This window comes from Flexivirga endophytica (assembly GCF_014640635.1).
GTDB lineage: Bacteria > Actinomycetota > Actinomycetes > Actinomycetales > Dermatophilaceae > Flexivirga > Flexivirga endophytica.
The window spans coordinates 690,728-709,499 of sequence record NZ_BMHI01000003.1; the positions used below are offsets into that span (position 1 = coordinate 690,728).

Consider the following 18,772-nt stretch of genomic DNA (forward strand, 5'->3'; position numbering starts at 1 on the left):
CTGCCTGTGCGCGGTCTCGATACAAATCGTTCCTCCGCTTCGCTCCCCACGATTCACTCGACCCGCATGAGTGAGATGGTGGGCGGATGAGCCAGACATCCTCTGCAGACGACCATGCCCAGGACCTCGCGGCTGAGTCGCTCGCCGGCGGCAGTCCGACCGCCTGGTTCGAGGAGCTGTATGACGCCGCTGGTCGCGGCGAGGCAGAGGTGCCGTGGGACCGCGGTGCGCCGCACCCGCTGCTCAGTGAGTGGTTCGCGCAGCATCCGGAGGAGGCGACGGGACACGGCCGGACGGCGATCGTGCCCGGCGTCGGTCCAGGGCATGACTCGGAACTGTTGGCGTCATTGGGTTTTCGGACCACTGCGTTCGACGTCGCCCCGACCGCGATCGACCAAGTGCTCGCCGCGCACTTGGACAGCCCGGTCGACTACCGGGTGGCCGATCTCTTCGAGCTTCCGGCGGCGTGGCGCGGCGCCTTCGACCTGGTCGTCGAGTCGATGACGGTGCAGTCGATGCCGCGGGACGTGCGCGAGGCGGCGACCCTTGCCGTCCGGTCGCTCGCCGCGCCGGGTGGCGTGCTGCTGGTCATCGGCGGCGTGCTGCCGGCGGACCACGACCTCGCAGAAGGCCCGCCGTGGCGACTGACGCGGCAGGAGATCGAGGCGTTCGGCGCGGACGGACTGGCACTGCAGGGGATCGACGTGGACCGCGAGGGGAACCGCTACCGGGCGGAGTTCAGGCGCGCCAGACGCTGACCGTCGCGGGGTCGATGTGCACCCGCGCGACATCGCCGGCCACGTGCCCGTCGCGGCGTGAGATCAGTTGGTGCGCCTGCAGATCCAGGCCATCGGGCCATTGCACCTCGAGCCGTAGCTCACTGCCCAGGTCGGCGACGTCGGCGACCGTCACCTCGTGCTCACCGGCGTGACCGACGACCACGCACTCCGGCCGCACGCACCAGGTGACCGGTGTCCCGGTCGGCAGCTCGGACGCGGTCGCGATGTGCGCGCCGTCCGCGATGAGAACGCCGTCCGCGGCCATTTCGCCGCGCCGTACGTTGACCAGGCCGAGCAGCCGCGCCACCCGCGGGCTCGCCGGTGCGTCGAAAACCTCGCGCACGGTCCCCGCCTGCGCCACCCGGCCCTGGTCGATCACCACAAGTTCGTCGGCGAGCATCGCCGCCTCCACCGGGTCGTGGGTCACCAGCACCGTGGCCAGGGAATCGCGCCGCTGCAGCCGCCGCAGCAGCGCCGTCAGTTCCTGGCGCACTGGGGAGTCCAACGCGGAGAACGGCTCGTCGAGCAGCAGCAGGCGCGGTGAGCCGGCCAGCGCCGCGGCAAGCACCACCCGCTGCCGTTGCCCGCCGGACAGCTCCTGCGGCAACCGGTCCTGCAGGCCGTGCAGCTGCAGGCGTTCCAGCCACCAGGCAGCGACACCGGGGTCGGCGTGCGTGCCGAATGTGGCCTGTTGCCATGCGGTCCGGTCGGGGAAGAGTCCGTGCAGCTGCGGGACGTAACCCAGGCGACGCTGCTCCACCGGGACGTCGTCGAGCCGGTCGTCGCCCAGACGCACTGCTCCGACACCGGAGCCGAGCAGACCCGCGAGTGACCGCAGCAGCAACGACTTCCCCGCTCCGGAGGCGCCCAGCACCGCGATGCGTGGGCTGTGCGCGGCGTGCGCCACCTGCAGGTGGAACCCACCCACCTGGGTGTCGATCTCGAAACTGACCGGCCGCGCGTCGATCGCCGACGGCGCAACGGGTTCCACCGCCGGCGCCTCCCGGCGCAGCCGCGTCCGCAGTGCTCGCGGCATCCGGAACCCGGCCAGCAAAAGCACAACCGCCGCCACCGCGAGCGCGACCGCGGTCGGCGCCTGGGTGGTCGGTATGCCGGTCGAGGAGAACTGCACGTAGGTGAAGACCGGCAAGGTGTAGGGATGGTAGGCGAGCAACACCGTGGCGCCATACTCACCGAGCGCACGTAACCAGGTGAGCAGCAGCCCGGCGCGTATGGCGGGAGCGGCGATCCGCAGGTCGACCCGCACGAAGCGGGCCAGCCGGTGGTGCCCGAGAGTCGCGGCGACGTCATCGAGCTGCGGGTCCACCGCTTCGAAGGCCGAACGCGCGGCGATGATCAGAAACGGCGCCGCCACGAAGGTCTGGGCGATCACCACGCCGGCGATGGACTCCGTCAGCCGACCGTCGAACAACTCGCCCAGCCAGGTGTAGGGGCCGACGACGTAGACCAGCACGATGCCGCTCATCACCGGCGGCAGCGCGAGCGGGAGCTGGACGAGCACGCCCGCGATCCGGTGCAGCAGACCCTGCGAGTGCGCCAGCCAGTGCGCGAGCGGGATGCCGAGGATCGCGACGATCGATGCGCTGATGGTTGCGCTGATGCCCGACGTGCGCGCTGCGTCGATCAGACCGGACTCGCCGAAGCCTCGTTGGTCGGAGCCGGCCAGCCGGATCAGGAAGGCGACGACGGGGACCGCGAGGTAGAGGGCGAGCAACGCCCCCAACAGTGCGAGCGGCCCGCTCCGTCGACTGCTCACGTGCCGGGGAGTGCCTTGCGGACCGCGTCCGGCACGCCGGTGCCGGTCACCTTCGGTGGGTTGACCAGCTCGAAACCATCGCGCTGCATCACCTTTCGGCCCTCAGCACCGAGGAGATGCGCAATGAACGACTCTGCGCCGGCTCGGTTCGGAGCTCCCTTGACCACGGTCGCAGTGTAGGTGGCCTCGAGGTGCTGTCCGGCAAGCTGCACCGTCGGTATGCCGGCGAGCTTCGCCTCGCTGGAGTAGAAGAACCCGGCGTCCAACTGTCCGGACTGCAGATCGGCCACGAGGGTCTCCTCGGGAAAGATCGTCTTCTCGTTCTTCGCGATGTCGAGCAGCTTCGGGTGGTCCTTGCCCGCCGCGAGCAACGCCTTGTGCGCGAGCTTGCCCTTGGGGTCGGCCTTCGGATCGGTGCTGCCGATGCGGAAGCCGGGCAGCGCGATGACGTCATACCAGGGGCCGGCCTTGATCTTGTCCGCGAACTTGCTCTTGCCGTTGTAGCCGAGCACCAGCGGCGAGGTCGCGTAGGTGACGTACCACTGCACCCAGTCGCCGTTCTTCGAACCCATCAGCTCGGCGTCGGCATCGGGGCTGGCGCTGATGAAGACGTCCGCCTTGCGGACCTTGCCCTTGATCTGGGCGGCGAGGGCGGTCGAGCCGGCCGAGAACCCCTGGAAGCCATAGCCCGTCGCCTTCTCGTATGCCGGGCCGAGCTGCTTCTCCATCAGGGTGACCAGTGAGCCCGCGTAGAGGACGTTGACCTTGCCGGAGCCGGTGTCGCCGGATCCGGATGTCCCGGAGCCGCCCTTCGACGAGCCGCAGGCGGCCAGACCGGCGGCACCGCCCACCAGTCCGAGGGCGAGCAGGCCACGACGCGAGAGGTCACTCATGGGTCACGAAGCTAGCAGGCAACTAGTCGCAGTGTTACTAGTTGCGTGCATGCCGGTCGAGGAGGCGAGCCCAGCGGGGCGAGCCGTATCGAGACCCGGCACCCACGCACTTGATCTCGATACACCTCCTCCGCTTCGCTCCCCCGGCACTCGATCAGCGTTCGGTGATCGCCGTGAGGAAGTCGAGGATCGCCTGCGTCGAACTCACCCGCCACAGCGCCAGGGTGTGCTCGAAGCTGCCGGGGTCGGTCGACTGCACCGCGGCACGGAGGCCGGCGAGCCGATCGGTGAAGACGTCGCGCTGCGCGGCGATCAGGGCCGTGGCGTCGCGGTCACTGCGGTCCAGCAGTGCGAGCTTCAGCAGCAGCGCCGAACGAGCCTCCCGCGGCCGCAGGACCGGTTCGTCGAGCCAGCGGTGCAAGCGGCGGCGTCCGGCAGCGGTGGCTTCGACGAGGGTGCGATCCGGGCCGGGTCCGTCGGTCTCGACGCCGACCGACCGCACCAACCCCGCGTCCGTCAGCCGGCTGATCTCGCGGTAGACGACCGGGCGCGGGATCCGCCATACACGACCCAGCTCGCCGTCCGTTGCGAAGAGCACGGCCACGGCGAAACCATGCGTCCGTCCTTCGGACACGACGCCGAGCACCCCGAGCCCGGCGGTGCTGATCGAGGGGGATGCCGTCTCGCTTCGGTGGCTGCTCGGCATGCGATTCAGGATACGTCCAGCGGCCGTTCAACGGCGTCGTCCGACCCCGGCGAACTTACCAACGCATTACCAAAGCATTGCGAATTCGAAGGCATGGCAACGGCGTACGCACACTGGCGGGGTGGGAGGATGGATCGGTGACACAAATCGCCCGCGCCGACGGATCCTCCGCTGCCCGCCCGGAAGACGACGTCCATCAGGGCCGTCGTCGCGATCTCGCCGTCGCCGCACTGCACACGTGGAGCGAATACGGTTATTCACACGTGTCGGTGCGCAACGTCGCTCGGCGGACCCGCTTCTCGCACGGCATGGTGCACTACTACTTCAACAGCAAGGATGCGCTGGTCGCCGAGTGCGTGCGGATCATCCGCGAGTCCGAGATCTTCTCGGCCGATGAGCCGAATCCCGCTGGGGTGACAGCCTATTCGAAATTCGTGGCGGATGCGTTGTGCACCAGCTTCCGCAAGAACCGGCGCCTGCACCGGATTCGCTTCGACCTGCGCAACCAAAGCCAGTTCGAGCCGTCACTGCGTGGGTATGCCGACGAGATCGAGGCGGCATACGACGCGGCCAAGGATGCGGTCCGCCGGCGATACGAGTCGCTCGGCTGGTCCTTCGACCCGCCCTTCGACCTGCTCGCAGCGCAGGTCGACGCGCTCCGGGAGCGTGCCGTGCGGGACGAGCTGCTGGGAGCCGACCTCGACGACACGGTGCACCGGCTGCACGCCGACCTGCTGAAGGTGCTGCCGAAGCAGCCCTGACCGCGGTCAGCCGGCCGAGATCGCGCCCTTGAGCCCGTCGCGGCTCAGCTTGCCGTCGCGGGACTTCGCGATGACGTCGCGTGCCTTGTCGGTGGAGTCCCAGACGTTCCAGAGCAACACGCCCTGGACCTTGTCGTCCTCGAGGTAGTAGACGACGGCGGCGCTGCGGTCGTCCTTCCACTCCTCGACGGTGTCCAGCTTCGAGTCGAGCCGGCCGACCGCCTCGTAGCCGAAGTCGAACAGGTCGGACCAGAAGATCGGCGTGTAGTCGTAGACCTCGTCCGCGCCGGCCATGTTGCGGCCGGCCTTCTTGCCCATCGCTTCCGCGTTGTCGACGTGCTCCACGCGACGCCGGCCGAGCAGCGAGTCCTCGTAGTTGGCGACGTCGCCGGCGGCATACACATCGGGTGCGGAGGTGAGCAGGTGGTCGTCGACGACGACACCGTTGTCGTTGGTGATGCCGGCGGCCTCGGCCAGGTCGACGTTGGGCGCGACGCCGATGCCGACGACGACTGCGCCCGCTTCGACGGACGTGCCGTCCCCGACCTCGATGGCGACCCGGTCGTCGGCGAGCTTTCCGGCAGCCACCGTCTCACCGGTGAGCAGCCGAACCCCGCGGTCGGCGAACTCCTTGGTGACCAACTCGGCGATCGACTTCGGGAAGAGGCGCTGCTGCACCAGCTGCTCGTCGAAGATCATGGTGACCTTCGCGCCGTTCTGGGTGAGCGCCGAGGTGATCTCGGCACCGATGTAACCGCCGCCGACCGTGGTGACCGGGGTGTCCTCGCCGGCCAGGTCGCGCAGCCGGCGGTAGTCCGCGGCGGTGCGGTAGTAGATGACCCGGTCGGTGTCGGGCAGGTCCAGCATGCGCGGGCTCGAGCCGGTCGCGAGCAGCAACTTGCCGTAGGTGACCGTGGCTCCGCCTTGCACCGTGACCGTGTGGGCGGCGGGATCGATGGCGGTCACCGGGCTCGAGGTTTCCAGGTCGACCTGCTGCCCGTCGAGGAGGAGCGTCTTCTCCAGCGTGGCTTCCTTGTCGAGCCAGAGCTTCTTGGACAGATCGGGTCGGTAGACCGGGCCGTCGGGTTCGGCGCCGAGCACCAGCACCGAGCCGCTCTCGTCGACCTCCCGGATCCCGCCCACCGCGGAAGCGGCCGCGACGCCACCGCCGACGATGACGTAGTCGTAGTTCTTACCGTCCAGATCTGACATGACTCTCCTGTGCTCGTGCGTGCCTCGCCTTGCTGCGCCGGTCTCTCGATCGTATGACGCAGGCCACTGCTGGGGACAGGGGCAGTTCAAACGGTGGGCTATTCCCGATATCTGCTGTGAATTTTCTTACCGGGCAACGAAATCCGTTGGTTATCCGTTGGTTTTGCGGCATACAACAGCAGGTCTATCGTCTTTGGTATGCCGACAACAACACCTGCACTGTCCGTCTCCGCGGCCGGTGAGCGTTTCGCTCCGATCAACCTCGAGCGCCGCGACCTGCGCGACAACGACATCCGCATCGACATCCAGTGGGCAGGCATCTGCCACAGCGACATACACACCATCCGTGAGGAGTGGGGCACCGCCAACTTCCCCCTCGTGACGGGCCACGAGATCGCCGGCGTCGTCAGCGCGGTCGGCTCCGGGGTCACCCGGCACAAGGTCGGCGACCGCGTCGGCGTCGGCTGCTTGGTCGACTCCTGCGGCGAGTGCGAGCAGTGCAAGAACGGCTTCGAGCAGTTCTGCGAGCGCGGCTCGGTCGGCACCTACAACAGCAAGGGGTATGACGACGAGATCACCCAGGGCGGCTACGCCCAGCAGGTCGTCGTCTCCGAGCGGTTCGTCTGCCACATCCCGGACGGCATCGACCTGGACGTCGCGGCACCGCTGCTGTGCGCGGGGATCACGACCTACTCGCCGCTGAAGCGCTGGGGCGCCCGCCCAGGTGCCAACGTCGCCGTGGTCGGCATGGGTGGTCTCGGTCACCTCGGCGTGAAGATCGCGGCCGCACTCGGCGCCGACGTGACCGTGCTGTCCCGGACCACCGCGAAGTCCGCGGATGCCAAGGAGTTCGGCGCGGCCGACCACCTGGCGACCTCCGACCCGCAGGTCTTCAAGGACAACGCCGGCCGCTTCGACCTGATCCTCAACACGGTCAGCGCGGACCTGCCGATGGAGGACTACCTGCGGTTGCTGAAGCCGAACGGCGCGCTCGTGTCGGTCGGTCTGCCCAACGAGCCCTACGTGATCGCCCCGGGCAAGCTGATCGGCGGCAACAAGGTCGTCGCCGGGTCGATGATCGGCGGCATCCCGGAGACCCAGGAGATGCTCGACTTCTGCGCCGAGCACGGCATCGGTGCCACCGTCGAGCGGATCGACGCGTCGCAGGTCGACGACGCCTACGACAAGGTCGTCGCCGGTGATGTGCGCTACCGCTACGTGATCGACACCTCGACGATCAAGCCCTGACGAACCCTGGGTCGATGATCGTCATACCGGCCGGGGCGGCAGTGTCCATGGCGGGCAGCAGCCGGGCTGCTTCGTCCAGACCCACGACACGCTCGACGAGCCTCTGTGGTGCGAGCGCCCCGGACCGGATGAGCGCGAGCATCGCCGGGTAGTCGACGGCCGCCATACCGTGGCTGCCGAGCAGGTCCAGCTCCCAGCCGATCACGCGCGCCATCGGCACGCGTGGGTGCCCGTCGACCGGTGGGAGCAGGCCGACCTGCACGTGCCGGCCCCGGCGACGCAGGCTGAAGATCGAGTCGGCACACGTCTGCTCGGTCCCGACGGCGTCGACGGCGAGGTGGGTGCCGCCGGTCGACTCGTGCACCTGCGCGGGTATGTCGCGACCGTCCGCCACGAGCGTGTGGTCGGCGCCGAACTCGGCCGCCTTCGCGAGCGCACCCTCGTGCCGGTCGACCGCGATCACCTGTGCGCCGAGAGCTTTCGCGATCATCACCGTGGACAGCCCGACGCCGCCGGCGCCGATGACTGTGACGGACTCGCCCTTCCGCAAGCGCGCCCTACCGACGAGTGCGCGGTATGCGGTGGCGAAGCGACAGCCCAGGCTCGCCGCCGCTTCGAACGAGACGTCGTCCGGCACCGAGACGAGGTTGGTGTCGGCCGCGTGCAGGGCGACATACTCCGCGAACGATCCCCAATGGGTGAAGCCGGGTTGCTGCTGGTCGGGACACACCTGGGCATTGCCGGATCGGCACCATTCGCAGCGACCGCAGCCCTCGACGAACGGGATCGTCACCCGGTCGCCGACCTGCCACTTCGCGACGCCGGCACCCACTGCTGACACCACGCCCGCCAGCTCGTGGCCGGGGACGTGCGGCAACGCGATGTCGTCGTGCCCGGCCCAGGCGTGCCAGTCACTGCGGCACAGGCCGGTGGCCCGCACCTGCACGACGACGCCGCCCTCGGGAGCGGTCGGTTCGGGCACCTCGCGCACCGCCAGCGGTCCGGCAATCGTGTCCATCAGCACCGCTCGCATCGCGCGGCCTCCCATCAGTCGTCGGTGTCGTCCTCGGTGTCGTCCGTCTCGCGCTCCGGACCCTGCCGGCGGCCGCGGGTCAGCACGATGAGCGCTGCACCGGCGACGCCGACGACCGCAATGATGACAACAGCGACGATCGCGCCGGTCGGCGCTCCACCGTCCGACGACTTCGGCTCGGAGTCCGGGGTGGCAGCTGTCGTCTTGCCGGTGCACGGCTTCGGCGCCGCGATGCCCTTGGCACCGGTCACGCCGGCCTCCGGGCGGTAGGTGAAGGAGATGCTGTCGGACACCGGGTGTCCGTCGGCCGACACGATCCGCCAGGTGACGGTGTATTTGCCCGTCCCGCCGAGAGCCACCGGCACGACGACATCGGCGTCGGTGACCGTCGCACAGCCGGTCTCGTAGTAGCGGCCGTCAGGCCCCTGCACGCTCAACTGCGGTGGCGCGGGCCGCGTGAGCACGATGTCGTTGAACTTCAACGACACCTGCTCGGGTGCCGCCGTGACGGTGCTGTTCAGTTTCGGAGTGCTGCCGACCAGATAGTCGTGCGCCTGCGCAGCGGGTAGCACCCCGAACACCGCGACCAGCAGCGCGACCGCTCCGATCACGAGGCGGCGCCACGTCATACGAGCTCGTATGGCGCTCACCGCGATCGCCGGGTCACGGCATAGAGGGCGACGAGCAGCGCGACCACGGCGACGGCCAGCCCGCCGACGCCGAACCAGACACCGCTGTTCGAGGAGTCGTCGGAGGAGGAGTTGTCGGACTCCGGTGCGGCCGCCACCGACGGTGCGTCGCTCGACGCGGCGCTCGGTGCGGCCGATGCGCTTGCCGCACCGACGGTCAGCATCGGTGCCGGGTGCTCCGGCTCCTCCGCTCCGGGCTTGGTCGGCTCGTCCCACTTCACGACCGACCCGTCGGAATAGGTCTGGATCGCTGCGAAGCTCACCGACGGCACGTCCGGCACGACGCCGAGCGAGACCGGGAACTGTTGGAACTCACCGGGTTTGATCGCGGCATCCTTGCTCGCGGTCCACACGATCTTGGTGGGCGCCTCGGTGATCGTGCCGTCGTCGGTCTTGACCGGCTTCGGCAGCTTCGAGGTGGTGATCTTCGCGGTCCAGCCGGGAACCGGCTGGTAGGACGCGGAGGTGAAGGGGTGCTTGGTCGGCAGGTCGACCTCGACCTTGGTGGTCGAGGCGTCGGCCTTCTCGGTGGGCACCCGGAAGACGAGCGTGGCGTAGGAGCCGGCCTCGGCGGTGTCCGGGCTCACTCGGACGTGAGCCTGCGCGGCCACGGGAACGGCGAGCAGGAGACCGGCGGTGGCGAGGGTCGCGGCGGTACGGCGGACGGGAGCACGGGGTGTGGTGGTCACGCAGAAACTCTACGACTTGTAGAATCCGGGTAGTCGACCGGCCCACTCAACGGAACGCCGACTGGCCGGTGAGCGCCTGGCCGATGATCAGCTGGTGCACCTCGCTGGTGCCCTCGTAGGTCAGCACCGACTCCAAGTTGTTGGCGTGCCGCATGATCGGGAACTCCAGCGTGATGCCGGCGGCGCCGAGGATGGTGCGGCACTCCCGGGCGATCGCGATCGCCTCGCGGACATTGTTGAGCTTGCCGAGCGAAATCTGTTCGGGGCGAAGGGTTCCCGCGTCCTTGAGCTTGCCGAGCTGCAGCGCCAGGAGCATGCCCTTGCCCAACTCGAGTGACATGTCGGCGAGCTTGGCCTGGGTGAGTTGGTATGACGCAAGGGACTTGTCGTAGATCTGCCGGTCCGCGGCATACGCGATGGTGGCCTCGAGGCAGTCACGCGCAGCGCCCAGCGCGCCGAAGACGATGCCGTAGCGGGCTTCGTTGAGACAGGTGAGCGGCCCTTTGAGGCCTTTGACCTCCGGGAAGACCGCGTCGGCGGGCAGTCGCACGTCGTCCAGCACCAGCTCGCTGGTGACGGACGCGCGCAGGGAGACCTTGTGCTGGATCTTCGGCGCGGAGAAGCCGGGGGTGTCCGTCGGGACGACGAAGCCCCTGATACCGCGACCGTTCTCGCCCTCGTCGGTCTGCGCCCAGACGACCGCGACATCGGCGATCGAGCCGTTGGTGATCCACAGCTTGTTGCCCGTCAGCACCCAGTCGTCGCCGTCCCTGCGCGCCCGGGTGCGCATGCCGGCCGGGTTGGAGCCGAAGTCCGGCTCGGTCAGCCCGAAGCAGCCGATCGCCTCGCCGGTCGCCATACGGGGCAGCCACTGCTGCTTCTGCTCCTCGCTGCCCCAGTGGTGGATCGCGAACATCGCCAGCGAACCCTGCACGGACACCAGCGACCGGACACCGGAGTCGGCAGCCTCGAGCTCCATGCAGGCGAGCCCGTATGCCGTGGCCGACGTGCCCGCACAGCCGTAGCCCTCCAGGTGCATGCCGAGCACGCCGAGATCGCCCAATTGGCGGGCCAATTGGCGTGCGGGGAGGTCGCCCGCGTCATACCACTCGGCGATGTGCGGCTTGATCTCGGCGTCGACGAAAGTGCGCACCGCGTCGCGCAATTCGCGGTCGTCGTCATCGATGAGTTGATCGGTGGCGAAGAGTTCCAGCGGGGTCTGCGTCATGTGACCCGATTATGCGCCTTTGTCGAGCCGAGTTCCTGGGTGCCCAGCACCGCGAGCAGATCCAGTTTCTCCCGGCAGTCGGTGCCCGGCCGCGGATGCAGCAGCACCAGGGTCGAGCCGTCGACGTCGCTGGTCAGGTGTTCACAGAGCAGGTCGAGCAGGCCAACCTCGGGGTGCGTCATCCGCTTCTCCTCGGATCGGCGGACGGCGACCTGGTGTTCGGCCCACAGACCAGCGAACTCAGGGCTCTGCTGGAGCAGATCGGACAGGAGCGAGGCGACCTCCGGGTCGTCGCCCCGCCGGCCGACGGTCGCCCGCAGGTCGGCGACGGTGACACGCGAGTGCCACTCCCAGTCCTCGCGCGGCACCCGTCTTCGCGACGCTCCGTCCATGAACCAGCGCCATACGTGACTGCGTTCGCGGCCGGTGAGCTGCTCCTGGTCACCGGAGACGAGCTTCGACATGCGGTTCTGGACTACGACCCGGCCGAGGTCGTCCATCACGAATGCCGGTGTGTCGTCGAGCCGGTCGAGCAGATAGAGCACGCCCGGGCTGACGTGCGCGCCGGTGCTGTGTCGGGCCGGTGGCGTCTGATCGGCGAGATGGAAGAGATGGTCACGCTCGTCCTCGGTCATACGCAACGCACGGGCCAGCGCGCTGAGCACTCCGGGCGACGGGTGCGGGCCACGTCGTTGCTCGAGCCGGGCGTAGTAGTCGGTCGAGATCGACGCGAGCGCGGCGACCTCGTCGCGGCGTAGTCCAGGTGTGCGGCGCCGGCGACCGGCCGGCAGGCCGACGTCTGCCGGATCGAGCCGTTCGCGGCGGCTGCGCAGCAGTTCGGCAAGGGCAACACGATCCATACCCTCCACGATGCCTCAGTCGCGTCCGATCAACCAGGGACTGGCAGTCCCTCGGAGCATGCGTGCCTAGTTGTCGCGCTTCCGCGGATGCACTGTGAAGACATGACAACGATCAAGACACTCGGAAAGACCGGTCCCACCGTCAGCGCAATCGGCCTCGGCGCCATGGGTATGTCGGGCGCGTACGGCGCTTCTGACGACGCCGAGAGCATCCGCACCGTCCATGCGGCCCTCGACGCCGGGGTCAACCTCATCGACACCGGCGACTTCTACGGCTTCGGGCACAACGAGATGCTGCTCGGTCAGGCGTTGCAGGGCCGCGACCGCGAATCCTTCGTGCTGAGCGTGAAGTTCGGCGGGATGCGTGAGCCGGGCGGTGGATTCACCGGTTTCGACGGGCGACCGGCCGCGGTGGCCAATTCGCTCGGCTACTCCCTGACCCGGCTCGGCGTGGACCACCTGGACATCTACCGCCCGGGCCGCCTGGACCCTGCAGTGCCGATCGAGGAGACGGTCGGAGCGATCGCCGAGCAGGTGCAGCGTGGCTTCGTGCGCCACATCGGCCTGTCGGAGGTCGGGTCCGAGACGATCCGGCGTGCGGCGGCAGTGCACCCGATCAGCGACCTGCAGATCGAGTACTCCGTGCTGAGTCGCGGCATCGAGCGGGACATCCTGGACACCTGCCGGGAGCTCGGCATCGGCATCACCGCGTACGGTGTGCTGTCGCGCGGACTGATCGGGACGTCATCGGCGAATCACACTGCGGATGATCAGCATTCGGCGTGGCCGCGCTTCCAGGGCGAGAATCTGACGCACAATCTCGGGCTGATCGACCGCCTGCAGCCGATCGCCGACCGGCACGGACTGACCGTCGCGCAACTGGCGATCGCCTGGGTCGGCGCCCAGGGCGAGGCCGTCGTGCCGCTGGTCGGCATGAAGCGAGTGTCGCGGGTGCAGCCGGCCGTCGACGCCGTCACTGTCACGCTGAGCGCGTCGGATCTGGCGGAGATCGACAGCGCCATACCAGCGGATTCTGTTGCGGGGACTCGTTATCCGGAGGCGTTGATGTCCAACCTGGACAGCGAGAACTGAGGTCGTCCGCCCAGGCCGGGTGTCGACAAACCCGTTGCCGGCGCCCGGCCCGGGCGATTGACTGGTCGTATGACGAACTCCACCGGGTATGACGGATTGTGGCTTCCACTCGCGGAAGACCCTCGGACACAAGGAAATCCGCAGGGTGAGCTGGCGACATACAGGGAGTATCTGACGAACTACCGGACGACGCTGCGGCTGAAGTGCGACGGGCTGACGCCGGAGCAGTTGGCCACGCAGAGCGTGCCGCCGAGCAATATGAGCCTGCTCGGGCTGATCCGGCACATGGCGCGGGTGGAGCACAACTGGTTCGTCCGCTTCCCTCAGGACAGCTGGGACCAGCCGCGGCTCTACCGCACGCCGGAAGAGCCGGACCTGGACTTCACCGGCGTGGCCCGGACGCAGGACTGCGTCGACGAGGCGTTTGCGAGCTGGGAGCGGGAGACCGCCGAGGCGGAACGCTGGCTCGACGAGTTGCCCGAGGACCGGCTCGGTGAGGAGCTGCCCTTCCCGGAGGACGAGGACAAGGCGAGCATCCGTGACGTGCTGGTGCACATGATTGAGGAGTATGCCCGGCACGCCGGGCATGCCGATCTGTTGCGGGAGTGCATCGACGGTCGCACCGGCCAGTAGGTTTCCGCAATAGCTCTACCGGCGCGACAGGGATCGGCTACTTTTCACTCGCCGTCACCGATCCGCGCTGCAGTGCGCACGGATCACCATCTCTTCATCCGGGGGTCCGTCACTCATGTCCACTCTGTCTCGCATGCAGCAGGTCGCCCTGGCCGGATCGGTCGGCGCAGCCATCGCCGCGGCCGCCGTACTCGGTGCCGCCGGCTCGACCGCGACCCCTGTCGCCGGGTCGCATTCGACCGCCGGCTCGCATTGGTATGGCGCTGCCAACGGCTCGTCGACGTGGCTGCCCCGTGCCGGTGCCGACACTTCGAGCGGCAGTTCGTCGGTGGCCTCCACCTCGTCGGACACGAGCACGCCGACATCCACCGCAGCGAGCACTTCGACCCCGCCGGCGAGCAGCTCGACGACGAGCACGAACCCGAATGACCCGGTGTCGAGTGGTCCCGGTGATGAGCCGGAGAACGTCGACGTGACCGCCGTACCCGGCCCGTGCACACAGGACGACATCGCCGCCAGCCGTTGGTCCACCAAGCTGACGTTCACCAATCCCAAGGATGCCGGCACGCTGGACTACATAGCGCTGGCGATCAACTACAACGACGACAGCGAGAACATCGACGACTACCCGCACGCAGGCCCGGTGAGCCTGGCGGCCGGCGAGACCGGCAGCATTGTGCTGACCGGTCCGAGCGACTATTTCCCCGATTCACTCGTCGTGGGTGGCGGCGTCAGCGCGGACGGCCAGACCGCGCAGACTGCCGGTGGGATCGACATCTACGACCAGGCCGACTTCCTGAAGGCCGCCACGGTCTGCGGTAACACGACGCCCACCCCGGACCCGACTGATGGCGGCTCCGGCTATCCGGGCGACCCGGGCAACGGCACCGAGACCAAGACCCGCACGTCGACCGTGACGGTTACTGTCACCGAGACACGGACTGTTCAGACCGAGCGACCGGGACTCGGTGAGCCGCCGACGCCCTCGCCGATCACCACGCGGTTGGGTGTCACCGGCTGATCGACTGTGGCGGTGGGCGGTGTGGGCTCGTGTGTAAGTATGCACACACTCACGGTTTTCCGCGTTCGACCGGAAGGACTGGAGACGTGCCCGACCGACCCGAGATCGTCTGCATCTGCGGCTCCGTCCGATTCGCCGACGAGATGCGCGCGGCGAACCGTGACCTGACGCTCGCCGGCGTGATCGTCCTCGCGCCAGGCGTGTTGGGCGGCGGAGGTCCCGACGGAGACGAGTCGATCACCGCAGAGCAGAAGGCCGCGCTGGGCGCTCTTCATCTGCGCAAGATCGACCTGGCCGGCCGGGTACTCGTCGTGAACCCGGGCGGATACATCGGCGAGTCGACGAGCAGGGAGATCGCATACGCCCGCGCGGCCGGAAAGCCGGTCTGGTTCTCCGATCCCACCTGACGGGGACTGCCCTCGCAGCGTGCGGGGAACTCTGCTTCCACCCTTGGCGGTTGATGTTCGTATGTCGACAGGTCAACGTCACCCGCACGTCGTCGGCCGCGGGCCGGGCGACATGACCGCCGACGGCTGTCCGGTCGAGCTGTGGGCCGCACTGCCGGCCGGAGGTATTCCGACGCTTCTCGGGTCGGCGCTCCCGGCGCATGCGACCATCCTCGATCTCGGTGCAGGCGCCGGCCGCTTGGCGGATCCCCTTGTCGCCGCCGGACATTCGGTGATCGCAGTGGACGAGTCCACGGAGATGTTGTCCCGCGTCCGCAAGGCTGCGACGGTCTGCTCCACGATCGAGGAGCTGCGTCTCGACCGGAAGTTCGACGCTGTCCTCCTTGCCTCGCACCTGGTCAATGTCCCGGACGACGCGCAACGCCATCGGCTACTTGCGACGTGTCAGCATCACGTCGCCGCGGACGGAATCGTCATCATTCAGCGCTTCACGACGGTATGGGCGGCCGAGGCGGGCGGCCGCACGGATCTCGGCGCAGGCATCACCAGTGAGTTGGTGTTGGAGCCGACGTCGTCGGACGGCCGCACTCTGGTGTCGGCGACTGCGGCATACACGCTCGGAGATCGGCGCTGGGAGCAGAGCTATGTCACCTGCCCGCTCGATGACGATGCGCTGAGCGGCGACCTCGAGCAGGCAGGCTTGCGGTTGGATCGCTGGCTGAGCGACGACGGCAGTTGGGTGGCGGCGAGACCTGTGGGCTGCACGCGACGAGAGTCATGAGTGCACTTGGATCTCAAACCCTTCGTCGCTCGTAGGTTCCTCCATGAGCGTCGCAAGATGTTGGTTGCCCTCACGAGTCACCTGGTGGGCGTAGCGGGTCCCGCGCTCGGCACGCCGGCCGGCCTGCTCAGACGCCCTGTCGATACTCGCAGTCAGCCTGTGCAGCAGGACTGGAGCGTCTATGGCAGCCGCGCGCTCAACTGCCCACCGCCGACGAGCGGCGGACCAACTGTTCCAGTCCAGCACGACGTCCGAACCTGTGCGGACGACCTGCTCAGCCACCGTCCACATCAAGTCGCGGACTTCGGCAGCAGCGTCGCCATACGCCCGAGACTCGAAGTCCAAGCCCGGGAAGAGGCGGAGCATCCATTCGTCGAGCGTGAAGCGGACGGCCCCGCCCTCCGTGCAGAGCTCTCGGGCGAGTGTGGACTTACCTGATCCGGCTAGCCCGTAGAGCAGGTGGACACGACCTGTCGGCATACCACCAGGTTAGGCGGGTCCGAATGCCACGCGCTTCTCGTTCGTGATGGTGTTCAGCACCCCGCAGCTACGTAGGCTGGCCGATTGCTGCGAACGCGGGAGTACAGCGAGCTCTGCGCCTGGCTCGCTGACCTCAGCGACACCGAAGTCCTCGCGGTGCTCTCCGGGGCCGAGCACTTGACTGTTGGGATCGGCGGGTCAACCGCTCGGGTGCACGGACGAGGCACCGACATCTTCGTGAAGCAGTTGCCGTTGACAGCGATCGAGTTGGAAGATCCGACCTCGACGGCCAACCGGTTCGACGATATGACCAGGACTCAGCGATATCCAGTCTGCTGCACTGGGTGTTGAGCGAATGCGGCATCCGCGCGCGCCGACTCGAATCGCATCCGCAGTGTCATGCTCTGACGGTGGAGCACGGGTATACGAACCGGACCGAGCAACGCGCGGATGTGGTGCGCAAGACATTCCAAGGACCCGGCGCCGACCTCCGGCAGCACGCTGAGCACCGAGCGCTGTCGACTCTCCGCGGGCTGTACCCGGTGCCCGCGGTTGCGAGCGCTGGATCCGGTTGGCTCGAGACCGAATTCGTGGCTGCCCATCATGGCCAAGAGCTCCTCGATTCCGGCCAGGCGGCCGCGGTCCTGGCGGAATGCGGACGCGCGGTGGCGAGGCTGCATCGCTTGGATCCTCGCCTGCTGGACCCCTCGGCACCGCCGACATCGGTCATCCAGCACGGCGATTTCGGTCCCAACAATGTGCTGTTCCAACCGACGACATACGAGGTCGCTGCTGTTCTCGACTGGGAGTTCAGCGGCGTCGGCGATCCGATCAGCGACGTCGCGTGGTGCGAGTGGATCGTGCGGATGCACCATCCGGATGTCGTCAGCGACTTGGCCGAGTTCTTCACGGCGTACGGGCAGCAGCCTCCGTGGGCGCAGCGGCAGCACGAGATGCTGCGCCGCTGCGCATGGTTGGAGGACTTCGCGCGGCGGTGGGACACACAGGGAGCCGCCGTCATCGTTTGGCGAGAACGCACCGCCGTCGTCCAAGACTGGCGCGAGTAGTCCTCACTCCAGATTGAGGATCTGCGTGCGCTCGATCGCAGCGGATCGCCTGTCGTCCAATGCGATTCGACGCGGATCGCGCATGTAGGAGTCGAACGAGTCCTGGTCCGCCAGCTCGATCACCTGCAGCTCCGCCGGGTCCGCATCGGAGGCCCGGACGACTCTCTCGCGTGCTACGACCGCGCCGCGGTGATCCGCCAGCAAGGGCAGCACCGAATCCTCGTAATCGTGCAGTTCAGTGTCGCGCCCGCTACGTGGCCAGAGCAGGACGCAGATCCGAAGAGACATGCTCTGAGTATGGCGACATCGTCCTGGTGTCCTCGAGTCGATCGGCATTCGGGCGGCGTTGATGTCGAGGACGGCCGTTGCGATTGGAGGCTTCTATCGCGAGCGGTCAGTATACGGAATCGTCGAAATATGTTCGATGAAAAGCTAGTGGTTGACGCCACCTCGCGGTATCATATAGGTAGGCGAAAATGCTTGCAGGGGAGGGGGATTCGCGTCATGACCATTGATCAATCGACGGTGGATGGTGCCGGGTTGCGGAGCCGGGGCGGGGGCCGGAAGTGCTTGCCGGGTTGCAGGCTGCTGTGCAGTTGCTGGACGAGGTGCCGCGTGTGGTGCATCAGCTCGGCGAGGCGCAGGTGGGCGACTTGGTGTCGGTGTTGTTGCGGTGGCACGGGCGGGCGGCGCAGGTGACGACGCTCGTGACGGCGGACGCGGTCGAACAGGGCTGTTTGCTCCGGTCCGATGCGGCGACCACTGCGCAGTGGGTCGCTGGGCACGTTGCCGATGGGGTGCCGGTGGAACCGCGGACGGTGCGGGTGGTGGCGTCGGTGGCTGATGCGTGCCGGGACCGGAAGAACGCGGTGATCACGCAAGCGTTGCGGGACGGTTCGTGTTCGGTGGAGTCGGCGCGGACTGCGCTGACCCAGGCCGACAAGGTGGCACCGGTGATTCCGACTGCGGAGCGTGAGGAGATTCTGGGGTGGTACCTGCAGCTGGACCCGGCCCTCGGGTGTGCGGGGTTGACGCAGTTGACGCGGCAGATCATTGCCCGGTTCGACCCGGACAAACTCTCCAAGGGCGATGAGAAGTTGGAGCGGACCGAGTCGTTGACCTGGTCGACGACCCCGACGGGGATGACCCGGTTGGTGGCGGAGTTGTCGCCGGCGAACGCGGCGATCCTCAAGGACGCGATCAACGCCAAGTCCGCCCCAGCCCCTGCGAAACCCGCCGATGGTGGTGAGCGGCGCCCTGAGGAGCCCGTGAGGTACGAGCGGGCGTCTCGAAGGGTAGCGGCGGAGGAGCGTAGCGGGGGAGCCGGCGTATCGAGGCCCCATGAGCCGTCGGGGCCGAGTCGTGCCGGCGGTACCGGTGCGGCGTTCGGACTCGGCGCCGACAATGCACCCGAGG

Annotated in this window: 21 protein-coding genes; 10 read left to right on the forward strand and 11 right to left on the reverse strand. The window is 68.1% G+C overall.

From position 1 onward, the window contains the following. The first annotated feature begins 86 nt into the window (after positions 1-86). A complete protein-coding gene (locus tag IEX71_RS11900; protein ID WP_188837212.1) occupies positions 87-758 on the forward strand; it encodes a class I SAM-dependent methyltransferase in 672 nt (223 codons plus the stop codon). Here the strand turns inward: IEX71_RS11900 and IEX71_RS11905 are convergent. The 3 genes from IEX71_RS11905 to IEX71_RS11915 all read right to left on the reverse strand — a co-directional run bounded on the left by IEX71_RS11905 (position 739) and on the right by IEX71_RS11915 (position 4,155). Beyond that, the gene (locus tag IEX71_RS11905) at positions 739-2,556 is read right to left on the reverse strand and encodes an ABC transporter ATP-binding protein/permease (protein ID WP_188837213.1); all 1,818 of its coding nucleotides are present in this window, start codon (positions 2,554-2,556) and stop codon (positions 739-741) included. The two genes, IEX71_RS11900 and IEX71_RS11905, sit on opposite strands and share 20 nt — an antisense overlap. Further along, positions 2,553-3,449, reverse strand: a complete 897-nt coding sequence (locus IEX71_RS11910; protein WP_188837214.1) for an extracellular solute-binding protein — start codon at positions 3,447-3,449, stop codon at positions 2,553-2,555. Before IEX71_RS11910 ends, IEX71_RS11905 begins: the two co-directional genes overlap by 4 nt. A gap of 154 nt (positions 3,450-3,603) precedes the next feature. Next, a complete protein-coding gene (locus tag IEX71_RS11915) occupies positions 3,604-4,155 on the reverse strand; it encodes a PadR family transcriptional regulator (RefSeq protein ID WP_188837215.1) in 552 nt (183 codons plus the stop codon). Between the two features lie 137 nt (positions 4,156-4,292). Between IEX71_RS11915 and IEX71_RS11920 the strand changes: the two genes are divergently transcribed. Further along, entirely contained in the window at positions 4,293-4,916 is a 624-nt protein-coding gene (locus IEX71_RS11920; protein ID WP_188837216.1) for a TetR/AcrR family transcriptional regulator, read from the forward strand. Positions 4,917-4,922: 6 nt separating this feature from the next. Here IEX71_RS11920 and IEX71_RS11925 read toward each other — a convergent pair whose 3' ends face one another. Further along, positions 4,923-6,128 carry an NAD(P)/FAD-dependent oxidoreductase gene (locus tag IEX71_RS11925; protein ID WP_188837217.1) on the reverse strand — a complete coding sequence of 402 codons (1,206 nt, stop codon included), beginning with the start codon at positions 6,126-6,128 and terminating at the stop codon, positions 4,923-4,925. Positions 6,129-6,326: 198 nt separating this feature from the next. On the opposite strand from IEX71_RS11925, the gene IEX71_RS11930 reads away from it, so the two are divergent. Further along, a complete protein-coding gene (locus tag IEX71_RS11930; RefSeq protein WP_188837218.1) occupies positions 6,327-7,376 on the forward strand; it encodes an NAD(P)-dependent alcohol dehydrogenase in 1,050 nt (349 codons plus the stop codon). Here the strand turns inward: IEX71_RS11930 and IEX71_RS11935 are convergent. Genes IEX71_RS11935 through IEX71_RS11955 form a run of 5 tightly spaced genes read right to left on the reverse strand, consistent with a single transcriptional unit; the run spans position 7,366 to position 11,875 of the window. After that, a complete protein-coding gene (locus tag IEX71_RS11935) occupies positions 7,366-8,409 on the reverse strand; it encodes a zinc-dependent alcohol dehydrogenase family protein (protein ID WP_188837219.1) in 1,044 nt (347 codons plus the stop codon). The genes IEX71_RS11930 and IEX71_RS11935 overlap by 11 nt on opposite strands. A gap of 14 nt (positions 8,410-8,423) precedes the next feature. Further along, the gene (locus tag IEX71_RS11940) at positions 8,424-9,038 is read right to left on the reverse strand and encodes a copper resistance CopC family protein (protein ID WP_188837220.1); all 615 of its coding nucleotides are present in this window, start codon (positions 9,036-9,038) and stop codon (positions 8,424-8,426) included. Between the two features lie 17 nt (positions 9,039-9,055). Next, complete coding sequence (locus IEX71_RS11945; protein WP_188837221.1) at positions 9,056-9,787, reverse strand: YcnI family copper-binding membrane protein; 732 nt, start codon at positions 9,785-9,787, stop codon at positions 9,056-9,058. Between the two features lie 46 nt (positions 9,788-9,833). Then, the gene (locus tag IEX71_RS11950) at positions 9,834-11,015 is read right to left on the reverse strand and encodes an acyl-CoA dehydrogenase family protein (protein WP_188837222.1); all 1,182 of its coding nucleotides are present in this window, start codon (positions 11,013-11,015) and stop codon (positions 9,834-9,836) included. Further along, positions 11,012-11,875, reverse strand: a complete 864-nt coding sequence (locus tag IEX71_RS11955; RefSeq protein ID WP_188837223.1) for a helix-turn-helix transcriptional regulator — start codon at positions 11,873-11,875, stop codon at positions 11,012-11,014. Before IEX71_RS11955 ends, IEX71_RS11950 begins: the two co-directional genes overlap by 4 nt. 102 nt (positions 11,876-11,977) lie before the next feature. On the opposite strand from IEX71_RS11955, the gene IEX71_RS11960 reads away from it, so the two are divergent. The 5 genes from IEX71_RS11960 (at position 11,978) to IEX71_RS11980 (ending at position 15,809) form a co-directional block, all read left to right on the forward strand. After that, the gene (locus IEX71_RS11960; protein WP_188837224.1) at positions 11,978-12,967 is read left to right on the forward strand and encodes an aldo/keto reductase; all 990 of its coding nucleotides are present in this window, start codon (positions 11,978-11,980) and stop codon (positions 12,965-12,967) included. Positions 12,968-13,036: 69 nt separating this feature from the next. Continuing rightward, a complete protein-coding gene (locus IEX71_RS11965) occupies positions 13,037-13,600 on the forward strand; it encodes a DinB family protein (protein WP_188837225.1) in 564 nt (187 codons plus the stop codon). A 115-nt stretch (positions 13,601-13,715) separates the two neighbouring features. After that, a complete protein-coding gene (locus IEX71_RS11970; protein WP_188837226.1) occupies positions 13,716-14,621 on the forward strand; it encodes a hypothetical protein in 906 nt (301 codons plus the stop codon). An 86-nt stretch (positions 14,622-14,707) separates the two neighbouring features. Further along, a complete protein-coding gene (locus tag IEX71_RS11975; protein WP_188837227.1) occupies positions 14,708-15,028 on the forward strand; it encodes a hypothetical protein in 321 nt (106 codons plus the stop codon). Between the two features lie 61 nt (positions 15,029-15,089). Next, on the forward strand, positions 15,090-15,809 hold the full coding sequence (locus IEX71_RS11980; RefSeq protein WP_229749665.1) for a class I SAM-dependent methyltransferase: 720 nt from the start codon (positions 15,090-15,092) through the stop codon (positions 15,807-15,809). Here IEX71_RS11980 and IEX71_RS11985 read toward each other — a convergent pair. Beyond that, positions 15,804-16,289, reverse strand: coding sequence for a P-loop nucleotide/nucleoside kinase family protein (locus IEX71_RS11985; RefSeq protein WP_188837228.1), 486 nt, complete (start codon positions 16,287-16,289; stop codon positions 15,804-15,806). The genes IEX71_RS11980 and IEX71_RS11985 overlap by 6 nt on opposite strands. A gap of 410 nt (positions 16,290-16,699) precedes the next feature. Here IEX71_RS11985 and IEX71_RS22840 point away from each other — a divergent pair, with 410 nt between their 5' ends. Next, entirely contained in the window at positions 16,700-17,356 is a 657-nt protein-coding gene (locus IEX71_RS22840) for a phosphotransferase family protein (RefSeq protein WP_373284616.1), read from the forward strand. 3 nt (positions 17,357-17,359) lie between these two features. Here the strand turns inward: IEX71_RS22840 and IEX71_RS11995 are convergent, their stop codons facing one another. Further along, positions 17,360-17,644, reverse strand: a complete 285-nt coding sequence (locus IEX71_RS11995) for a hypothetical protein (RefSeq protein WP_188837230.1) — start codon at positions 17,642-17,644, stop codon at positions 17,360-17,362. A 329-nt stretch (positions 17,645-17,973) separates the two neighbouring features. On the opposite strand from IEX71_RS11995, the gene IEX71_RS12000 reads away from it, so the two are divergent. Further along, positions 17,974-18,772: DUF222 domain-containing protein (locus IEX71_RS12000; RefSeq protein WP_188837231.1), on the forward strand; the 799-nt coding region annotated here is incomplete at its 3' end.

Coding starts and splice junctions, on each gene's coding strand:
- IEX71_RS11910 (WP_188837214.1), bottom strand. CDS start 3,449: ATGAGTGACCTCTCGCGTCGTGGCCTGCTCGCCCTCGGACTGGTGGGC.
- IEX71_RS11960 (WP_188837224.1), top strand. CDS start 11,978: ATGACAACGATCAAGACACTCGGAAAGACCGGTCCCACCGTCAGCGCA.
- IEX71_RS11955 (WP_188837223.1), bottom strand. CDS start 11,875: ATGGATCGTGTTGCCCTTGCCGAACTGCTGCGCAGCCGCCGCGAACGG.
- IEX71_RS11965 (WP_188837225.1), top strand. CDS start 13,037: ATGACGAACTCCACCGGGTATGACGGATTGTGGCTTCCACTCGCGGAA.
- IEX71_RS11900 (WP_188837212.1), top strand. CDS start 87: ATGAGCCAGACATCCTCTGCAGACGACCATGCCCAGGACCTCGCGGCT.
- IEX71_RS11985 (WP_188837228.1), bottom strand. CDS start 16,289: ATGCCGACAGGTCGTGTCCACCTGCTCTACGGGCTAGCCGGATCAGGT.
- IEX71_RS11915 (WP_188837215.1), bottom strand. CDS start 4,155: ATGCCGAGCAGCCACCGAAGCGAGACGGCATCCCCCTCGATCAGCACC.
- IEX71_RS11925 (WP_188837217.1), bottom strand. CDS start 6,128: ATGTCAGATCTGGACGGTAAGAACTACGACTACGTCATCGTCGGCGGT.
- IEX71_RS11995 (WP_188837230.1), bottom strand. CDS start 17,644: ATGTCTCTTCGGATCTGCGTCCTGCTCTGGCCACGTAGCGGGCGCGAC.
- IEX71_RS11980 (WP_229749665.1), top strand. CDS start 15,090: ATGTCGACAGGTCAACGTCACCCGCACGTCGTCGGCCGCGGGCCGGGC.
- IEX71_RS11935 (WP_188837219.1), bottom strand. CDS start 8,409: ATGCGAGCGGTGCTGATGGACACGATTGCCGGACCGCTGGCGGTGCGC.
- IEX71_RS11940 (WP_188837220.1), bottom strand. CDS start 9,038: ATGACGTGGCGCCGCCTCGTGATCGGAGCGGTCGCGCTGCTGGTCGCG.
- IEX71_RS11970 (WP_188837226.1), top strand. CDS start 13,716: ATGTCCACTCTGTCTCGCATGCAGCAGGTCGCCCTGGCCGGATCGGTC.
- IEX71_RS11950 (WP_188837222.1), bottom strand. CDS start 11,015: ATGACGCAGACCCCGCTGGAACTCTTCGCCACCGATCAACTCATCGAT.
- IEX71_RS11930 (WP_188837218.1), top strand. CDS start 6,327: ATGCCGACAACAACACCTGCACTGTCCGTCTCCGCGGCCGGTGAGCGT.